Genomic DNA, 7,740 nt, shown 5'->3' with positions numbered 1-7,740 from the left:
TTGTTGGACCGGCCCTCGGCCATCAGCTTGAGGACGTCGTTCTGCCTTGATGTCAGTCTGCTGAGATGCCTGCCGAGATTGTTCGAGCCCATGCGCCGGCGGCTCGAATTCTTCGCCGGGGGCATGGCGGCGTATGAACTCTGTCCGGCCGATGTACGGGACAACAGCGCCGGCACGTAGATCCGGCCAGAGAGGATCTCGTTTACGGCCTGCACGACCTCCTCGTCCTTCTGCGACTTCACGATGTAGCCATGAAGTCCGATCGACAGCGCGGTCAATATCTCCGAGCGCGTATCGTCTCCGGAGACGATCGCAAAACGAGTGTCGGGATAGGCTGACAGAACGTCGCCGAGGATTTCTTGCTTGAACAGTCCGGGCATATTCAGGTCGAGGATCGCAAGATCGATGACGGCCTGCTCCTCGAGAAGACTGACAACGGCATCGAAGCACGCAGCTTCGAATATCTCGGCAGTCGGAATTCCAGCCGCAAGTGCCAGCCGAAGGCCGCGCCGATACAAGCCGTGATCGTCCGCGATGACGATACGGTACATTGAACTACCCCAACGCTTACTCGGTTTCCGACGAGAAAACCCGCCGAAACCTCCCATTACCGTGTGATGAGGGGGAACCGTGGCGATCCTGAGAGCCGTGGCCGACCACTAGTCCCCGCATCACAGTGACATCCACGGGCGTCCCGTCCAAGAATATCATTGGAAGCTAATATAGTGTCAAATCGCCAGAAGCCTCTATTAGTTTTTTTAACGCTGGCGGGCCGCTGCCGTTCCGAACAGGTCCTCGATTTCACGCAACATCATATTGGAAACGCGCCGTATCCTTGCCATTCGAATGCACGACGACAGCCACCCTGACCGTCACATACCCTTCCCATACGATGTTCGGATCGTCGCGGAGATTGGCCCGGATCTTACCGGCTGCCGGGGTTCGCGTGAGTGAATTCGAACTTGAAATACGCAGGCGCAACGAGCTGCAAATGCAGGGAGGAACGGATGAAAGCGGTGATTCAATGCGGTGGGATGGGCACGCGCCTTCGGCCTTTCACGTCGGTCTTGCCGAAGCCCTTGATGCCGATCGGGGCCCGCCCGGTTCTTGAGCTGCTTCTGAAGTGGCTGCGGCGCAACGGCATAGAAGAGGTCTACATCACCACAGGGTATCTCGGGCATCTGATCCGCAGTGTCTGCGGCGACGGATCGCAATGGAACCTGAAGATCAAATACACCCAGGAAATGGAGCCGCTTGGCACCATCGGACCTTTGTCGCTGATCAGGGATGAACTGAACGAGACATTTGTCGTGCTCAACGGCGATGTCCTCACCGACCTGAGCCTCAGCCGGTTTGTCGCCGCGCATCGCGTGCACAAGGATCCCGTCACCATCGCCACCGCCTGCAGGCTGATCAAGATGGACTTCGGTGTCATCGACGAGATCGACAATGCCGTTCAGCTCTTTCGCGAAAAGCCGACACTTTCCCATCTCGTCAGCATGGGGATCTACTGCATGAACCCGGATGTTCTGCGCTTCATTCCGTCCGGCATTCCGTTTGGGTTCGACGATCTGATGCTGCAGATGATGCAGGGCGGCACGACCGTGCATGTCTACAAGCACGACGGTCTCTGGCTCGACATCGGCCGCGTCGACGACTTTCAGAATGCGCAGGCGATCTCCTGGGAAGAGCAGTCGACTTCGATCGAGGTCGCCGCCGCGGCCGCTTGAAAAAATCAGACGCTAGGACTGATCCCGCAAAGTAGGTGAGGAGGTCAATATGCTGTTGGTGAGTGCCCCGATCCTGGGAGTGCCGGAAAAGGCGGCCCTGTCGAAAGTTATTGATAGTGGTTGGCTCACCATGGGAGAGCGGGTGCGAGCCTTCGAACAGGCTTTTGCCGACATGCATGGCGCGCAGGACTGCGTCGCGGTTGGGTCTTGTACGGCGGCGCTTCATCTCATCCTGCATGCGCTGGGCATTGGTCCGGGCGATGAGGTCCTGGTCCCGTCATTGACCTTCGTCGCGACCGCGAATGCGGTGCTCTATGTCGGGGCCACCCCGGTCTTTGTCGACATCGAGTCGGCCGACGTGCCGTTGATGTCTCTGGCGGAGGCCGAGGCGCGATGCACGCCGCGCACAAAGGCGGTCATTCTCGTTCATTTCGCTGGCTATCTCGCCAATCGGGAACAGTGGCAGCGGTTCGCCCGCGCCCGAGGGCTGCATATCGTCGAGGATGCCGCGCATGCTCCCGGCTTGAGGGAAGTGGGAACATTCGGCGTCGCGGCGGCCTTCAGCTTCTATGGCAACAAGAACATGACAACGGCGGAAGGGGGAGCCGTGATTGCCCGCGACCCCGATCTGCTCGACAGGATTCGCCAGGCGCGCGGGCACGGTATGACCACCGGCACGCATCAACGGCTGAACAGCCGCACGCCGCAATATGATGTCACCATGCTCGGCTTCAACTACCGCATGGACGAGATGCGGGCGGCGATCGGACTGGTCCAGCTTCAGAACCTCCAGGAGTGGAATGAGATCAGGCGTATCCTGGTCGTTCTGTACCGGCGCCTCATCGCGGACCATTGCCCGGCCGTGACAGTTCCCTTCAGCGAACCGCGGACGTCGGCTTACCACATCATGCCGGTCCTTCTGCCGCGCTACGCGAAGCGGCAGGACGTGATCGATGAACTGCGCACGCAAGGGATTCAGACCACGATCCACTATCCCCCGGTGCATCAGATGACGCTCTATCGCGAGCTTTATCCCGGAACCAATCTGCCGCGTACGCAGGACTTCGCCCAGCGGGAACTGACGATTCCATTGCATCCTCAAATCACTTCACCTGTCGCAGAAGCGGTTGTGTCGGCTCTCGCAACCGCGCTCAAAAGCTGCGCCCAAACAGGAACAGCGGCATGAATGCGTTGGATATGTCCTTTCACGGGCGTTTGACTGTAAATCCCGCGCATGGCCTCGCCAGGCGTTCGATCGATCTGGTGGTCGCTGGCATTGCGATCGTCATATCGGCACCGCTGATGCTGCTGATTGCGGTGGCACTCCGGGTCGAAGGTGGCCGCTCCATCCTGTTCGTACAGACCCGCTTGGGCGCCGGCGGCCGACCGTTCCACATGTATAAATTTCGCAAGTTCCGTGTCGATTGCAGCCCCCATGGGCCTGCGCTGACCGCAGTCGGCGACAGCCGCATGACGACGGTGGGCCGGTTCCTTGCCGCCACGAAATTCGACGAACTGCCGCAATTGTGGAATGTCCTCAAGGGCGAGATGGCGGTCGTCGGCCCACGGCCCGAGAGCCTCGCCTTTGCCGATTGTTTCCGGGGCGGCCTCGAGGCCGTTCTACAGTACAAGCCCGGCTTGCTCGGCCCCACCCAGGTCCTCTTCCGGCACGAGGCGCATTTCTTTCCGCGGTCCCAGGATCCGGCGCTGTTTTACCGGGAGGTCATGTTCCCCGCCAAGGCCAGAATCGACCTCTCTTACTACTCGCGGCGCACCATAGCCTCCGACATCGTCTGGATGGCCCGCGGCTTTCTGGCGGTTCTCGGCTGGGTCCCACCGCCGCCTGTCGACATATGAATCCCTGATCGGATCCGCCCCAACCAGCCGAGGACAACACGGTCATGAACTATAATGGCAAGAAAGTTCTGGTGACGGGTGCGGACGGATTTATCGGCTCGCACCTTACCGAAGCGCTCGTTCGCAATGGAGCTGATGTGACGGCTCTGGCGCTCTACAATTCCTTCGACAGCCATGGCTGGCTGGACGATTTGCCGGACAACATTCGAAGCCGGTTGAAACTCGTGCGCGGTGACGTTCGCGACAGCGCATTCCTGAACCGCATCATGCGTGGTCAGGCAGTCGTGTTTCACTTGGCTGCGCTCATTGCGATCCCATACTCCTACGCGGCCGCCCAATCCTACGTAGAGACCAACATCCTAGGCACTGTGAATGTCCTCGAGGCGGCGCGCCAATGGGAGACGGAGCGGGTGGTGCATACCTCCACCAGCGAGGTTTACGGCACCGCCCTGACCATGCCTATCCGCGAAACCCATCCGCTACAGGGACAGTCGCCCTATTCGGCTTCCAAGATCGGCGCCGACATGATGGCGGAGTCCTACGCCAGGTCGTTCGATGTCCAGGTCGTCATCATGCGGCCCTTCAACACATATGGTCCGCGTCAGAGCGAGCGGGCGATTGTTCCCACCATTGTTCGTCAGGCGCTCGATCCGAACTGCCCGGCGATCATGGTCGGGGACACAAGCCCGATCCGTGACCTTACTTTTGTGGAAGATACCGCGGCCGCGTTCCTGGCCGCCGGCCTGGCGGAGCTCGAATTCGGCCACGCCTACAATGCCGGCAGCCAACGCGCCGTAACCGTGTCCGACGTGCTGGATCTTGTCGTGGAACTGAGCGGCTCCAAGAAACCTGTCCACCGCGACGAAAGCCGCTTGCGGCCGCAGAATTCGGAGGTCCGCGCCTTGCTTGCGGATTGCTCTCGTTTCGAGAGCGAGACCGGCTGGAGGGCGCAGACCAGTCTGCGCGAAGGGCTGCAGCGCACGATCGCATGGTGGCGGGAGCGCCTTCGCGAAGGCCGGGTGCGGCGCGAAAAAGGGTACATGACATGACCTTGCTGCGCCGGGATGTGCTGAGGCTGCTACTGATCGTCAGCGCCATCTCTCTCAACGTCTGCATGGCTGGAGATCGTGAAAGCAGCGCATCCGCGGAGCCGGGCATGGCGCCGGCGAAAGACCTGCCCGGCTATTTGCGCGCGGCAAAGGATCCGGCGTCTGGCGTGGTTTTCATGCGGATCACCAAACCCGGCCCCCTTGGCGCCGGGATTGTGTGTGGCAAGAAATACTGTAGCCACCGCTATTCGAGCTCCCAAGCCTGGAATGCGGATCAGAGTCTTCTCCTTGTCGTCAATGGTTGTGGGGCTTTTTGCTTTCTCGACGGCCACGACTACGTTCCATTGTTCCGCCGCGAACGCGCGACCGAGTGCGAATGGCATCCCAGGGATCCCAATCTGATGATCTGCGTCGGCGGCCGGCGGATTTCCACCTGGGCCCCACGCACCGATCGCGAGGACATCGTGTTCGTGTCGTCAGCCTACCGCGATCTTCAGTTCGGACCGTACAAAGGCAATCCGAGCCGTGACGGAAACCGCATTGCGGTGCGTGCAACGCGCGATGACGGCAAAGCGGTGGTCTTCGGCTACGATCTTCAGCAGAAGCAGAAGTTTCCGGACATCGATCTTGCGCAACTGCCGGGCACCACCGATGCCTGCACGATCTCCCCCCTTGGGATCAACATTCTATGTTCTCAGGAACTGCAGGACGGCAATGAGCCGAGCTTCGTCTTCTCCATAGACGGCGTCTTGCGCCAGAAGTGGACCGAGCATCATCGGCCCGGTCATGGCGACATGACGGTCGATGCCGACGGCAGCGAAATCTATGTGGGGATCAGCAAATCGGATCCGGACAAATATCAGGTGATCAAACGCAGACTATCCGACGGCAAGGTCACCTCGCTGATGAAATATGGCGAGGCGCAGCATGCATCCCTCAGGTCCCTGGATAGACCTGGCTGGGTGTTTCTGAGTTATGGCGGCACCCCAGACGAGGTATCGCAGCACCGGGATTGGGCGCCCTATGCGCAGCAGGTGATCGCCTTGCGCACCGATGGCAGCGGAGAGGTTCGCCCCATAGTCGACACGCATGATGCGCATTTCGACTACTGGAACGAAACCCATGCCTCGCCGTCTCCAGATGGTTCACAGATAGTCTGGTCGAGCAATTGGGGCGTGCCCGGTGGGCCTGTCTTCGATTTCGTTGCCCGCGTTGACTGGCCCTGGCAGCCAGCGTCGATTGGGAAGGAGGTTGTCGCAAATGGCCTTCACTAAGCGGATGGTTCTTGTTTCGGCTGCCGCGCTATCGCTGACATCGATGGCTGTGGCGGGCGAAGTCGCGCCCTATCGGCTGTCCCCGGGCGATACCGTCGAGGTGGCGATAGCGCCACTTTCGGATCGAACCCAGCGAGCCGTGGTCCAGATGGACGGCAATGTCGCTCTTCCCGAAGTCGGGATGGTCATGGTCGCAGGCCTGACGGCCTCGGAATTGCAGGCCCGCATGCAGGCGCTTCTGCCGACCAGGATTTTTCATGTGCGTCTGCCCGATGGACGGGAGCAGATCGTTGTCGTCAAGCCAGACGATGTGACCGCCATCATCGCCGACTACCGCCCGATCTATGTCTCCGGCGACGTACTCACCCCTGGGCAGCAAGCCTACCGTCCGCTCATGACCGTGCGGCAAGTGCTCGCCGTCTCCGGCGGCTTCAGCCTGCTGCGGTCGCGCGCGGCGCAGACCGGACCTGATCCGGTTGATCTCAGGCGCGACTACGAAACGCTTTGGGGCGGCTACATCAAGGACTATTTTCATGCCGCCCGGCTGCGCGCCGAACTTCAGGACCAAGAGGATTTTGACAAGCAGACGCCACAGGGATCGCCCCTGTCCCCGAGTGTTGGAGCAGCGATCGCCGAGGCTGAAGCAGAGGCGCTGAAGATTTCGCTGAGCGATTTCCGGCAGGAGCAGACTTTTCTCGAGAAGGGCGAGAAGGACGCATCGGATCAGATAGATGTATTGCAGAAGCGCGAACAGGTTGAAGCTGAGGGCGTGAAGGCGGATCAGGAGGATCTGGCGCGGGTGACCAAGGTGTTTGAGTCGGGCAATCTGACCAACAATCGGCTCGCGGACGTGCGGCGCGCCTTGCTGCTCTCTTCAAGCGAGGCGCTTCAGACATCGGTCGAACTCATGAGGACGCGCCGCCAACAGGAGGACTATGCCCGGCAACACGAACGCAATGACAATCAGCGCAGAATTGGCTTGCTGGGCGATTTGAAGGACACCAATGCGCGCATTGCGGATGTGACCGCCCAACTCCACGCGGCCAGTGAGAAGCTGCAGCCGACCGGAGCAACCGCGCGGCCACTGCCGATTGCCGGCGAAACGATCCAGGCTCAGATCACCATCGTGCGCAAGGTAGGCGACGAGTGGCGCAAACTGTCGGTCGATGAAGACACGATCGTGATGCCCGGCGATACGGTGGAAGCCAGGTTCAGCAGTGATGTGCAAAGTGCCGCGGTCCAGTAGGCTTCCTCGTCGCGGCCGATAAAACGGGCTTGGGGGATCAACAGAATCCGAACGGGAGGTCCCGGTGTGGCTCAATTCCAAACGAGGGATAAGGCCGGTGCGGTCGGACATGGCTCACATGACGCAGCCGGCTGGCCATGTGCCTTCGGCGATCCGAATTCCTTTTGCGGAGCCGCCGGCCGGCGAGGCCGGAATCTGGCGGGATCTGACGTCAAGCCAGGAGGTTCACTCGCAAGGGGACCGAGTGTCGGACGACTACAGGGCCAGTCATTGCGCGCCGGGATACGGCGCTCACTACAACAAGACCCATGAGTCTGGCTACTATGGTGCGCTCTGGGAGAAAATCGAAAGACCTCTGGTCCTGAGTGTTCTTCGCCCGATGGGAGGCGCCGGCCGAAACTGTCTCGACTTCGCCTGCGGAACCGGTCGTATCACCGTAAGCGCCTCGCCGATCGCCTACGGATTTGGGCTTGACGTTTTCCGGAATCGCCAGGGCATGAGTTCCTCGATCTGGCTCTGCGGATGGCCGTTGATGATGGCGTCGAGGGTTTCTGCGAGGTAGGCAACGGGATTGACGTCGTTGA

General features: G+C 60.5%; 8 protein-coding genes. 6 read left to right on the top strand and 2 right to left on the bottom strand.

What is annotated here, in order from left to right:
- A partial coding sequence (locus J0I79_RS01755) for a response regulator transcription factor (RefSeq protein WP_292854902.1) occupies positions 1-608 on the bottom strand: 608 nt, incomplete at its 3' end.
- Positions 609-1,007: 399 nt separating this feature from the next.
- Here J0I79_RS01755 and J0I79_RS01750 point away from each other — a divergent pair.
- The 6 genes from J0I79_RS01750 to J0I79_RS01725 are packed head-to-tail and all read left to right on the top strand — an operon-like array spanning position 1,008 to position 7,156.
- Entirely contained in the window at positions 1,008-1,730 is a 723-nt protein-coding gene (locus J0I79_RS01750; protein ID WP_292854900.1) for an NDP-sugar synthase, read from the top strand.
- Between the two features lie 49 nt (positions 1,731-1,779).
- Positions 1,780-2,916 carry a DegT/DnrJ/EryC1/StrS aminotransferase family protein gene (locus tag J0I79_RS01745; RefSeq protein WP_292854898.1) on the top strand — a complete coding sequence of 379 codons (1,137 nt, stop codon included), beginning with the start codon at positions 1,780-1,782 and terminating at the stop codon, positions 2,914-2,916.
- Entirely contained in the window at positions 2,913-3,587 is a 675-nt protein-coding gene (locus J0I79_RS01740; protein ID WP_292854896.1) for a sugar transferase, read from the top strand. Before J0I79_RS01745 ends, J0I79_RS01740 begins: the two co-directional genes overlap by 4 nt.
- 44 nt (positions 3,588-3,631) lie before the next feature.
- Positions 3,632-4,636, top strand: a complete 1,005-nt coding sequence (locus tag J0I79_RS01735; protein WP_292854895.1) for an SDR family NAD(P)-dependent oxidoreductase — start codon at positions 3,632-3,634, stop codon at positions 4,634-4,636.
- Positions 4,633-5,910: a hypothetical protein gene (locus J0I79_RS01730; protein WP_292854893.1), complete on the top strand. Its 1,278-nt coding sequence runs from the start codon at positions 4,633-4,635 to the stop codon at positions 5,908-5,910. The genes J0I79_RS01735 and J0I79_RS01730 overlap by 4 nt, the downstream gene beginning before the upstream one ends.
- On the top strand, positions 5,897-7,156 hold the full coding sequence (locus J0I79_RS01725; RefSeq protein WP_292854892.1) for a polysaccharide biosynthesis/export family protein: 1,260 nt from the start codon (positions 5,897-5,899) through the stop codon (positions 7,154-7,156). The genes J0I79_RS01730 and J0I79_RS01725 overlap by 14 nt, the downstream gene beginning before the upstream one ends.
- A 456-nt stretch (positions 7,157-7,612) precedes the next feature.
- On the opposite strand, the gene J0I79_RS01720 is transcribed toward J0I79_RS01725, so the two are convergent.
- A partial coding sequence (locus J0I79_RS01720; RefSeq protein WP_292854903.1) for a transposase domain-containing protein occupies positions 7,613-7,740 on the bottom strand: 128 nt, incomplete at its 5' end.

It is taken from the genome of Mesorhizobium sp., from assembly GCF_017306585.1.
GTDB lineage: Bacteria > Pseudomonadota > Alphaproteobacteria > Rhizobiales > Rhizobiaceae > Mesorhizobium.
Note: the sequence above shows the minus strand (reverse complement) of the source record. Positions and strands in the feature narration are given on the sequence as shown.

Coding starts and splice junctions, on each gene's coding strand:
- J0I79_RS01750 (WP_292854900.1), top strand. CDS start 1,008: ATGAAAGCGGTGATTCAATGCGGTGGGATGGGCACGCGCCTTCGGCCT.
- J0I79_RS01745 (WP_292854898.1), top strand. CDS start 1,780: ATGCTGTTGGTGAGTGCCCCGATCCTGGGAGTGCCGGAAAAGGCGGCC.
- J0I79_RS01740 (WP_292854896.1), top strand. CDS start 2,913: ATGAATGCGTTGGATATGTCCTTTCACGGGCGTTTGACTGTAAATCCC.
- J0I79_RS01735 (WP_292854895.1), top strand. CDS start 3,632: ATGAACTATAATGGCAAGAAAGTTCTGGTGACGGGTGCGGACGGATTT.
- J0I79_RS01730 (WP_292854893.1), top strand. CDS start 4,633: ATGACCTTGCTGCGCCGGGATGTGCTGAGGCTGCTACTGATCGTCAGC.
- J0I79_RS01725 (WP_292854892.1), top strand. CDS start 5,897: ATGGCCTTCACTAAGCGGATGGTTCTTGTTTCGGCTGCCGCGCTATCG.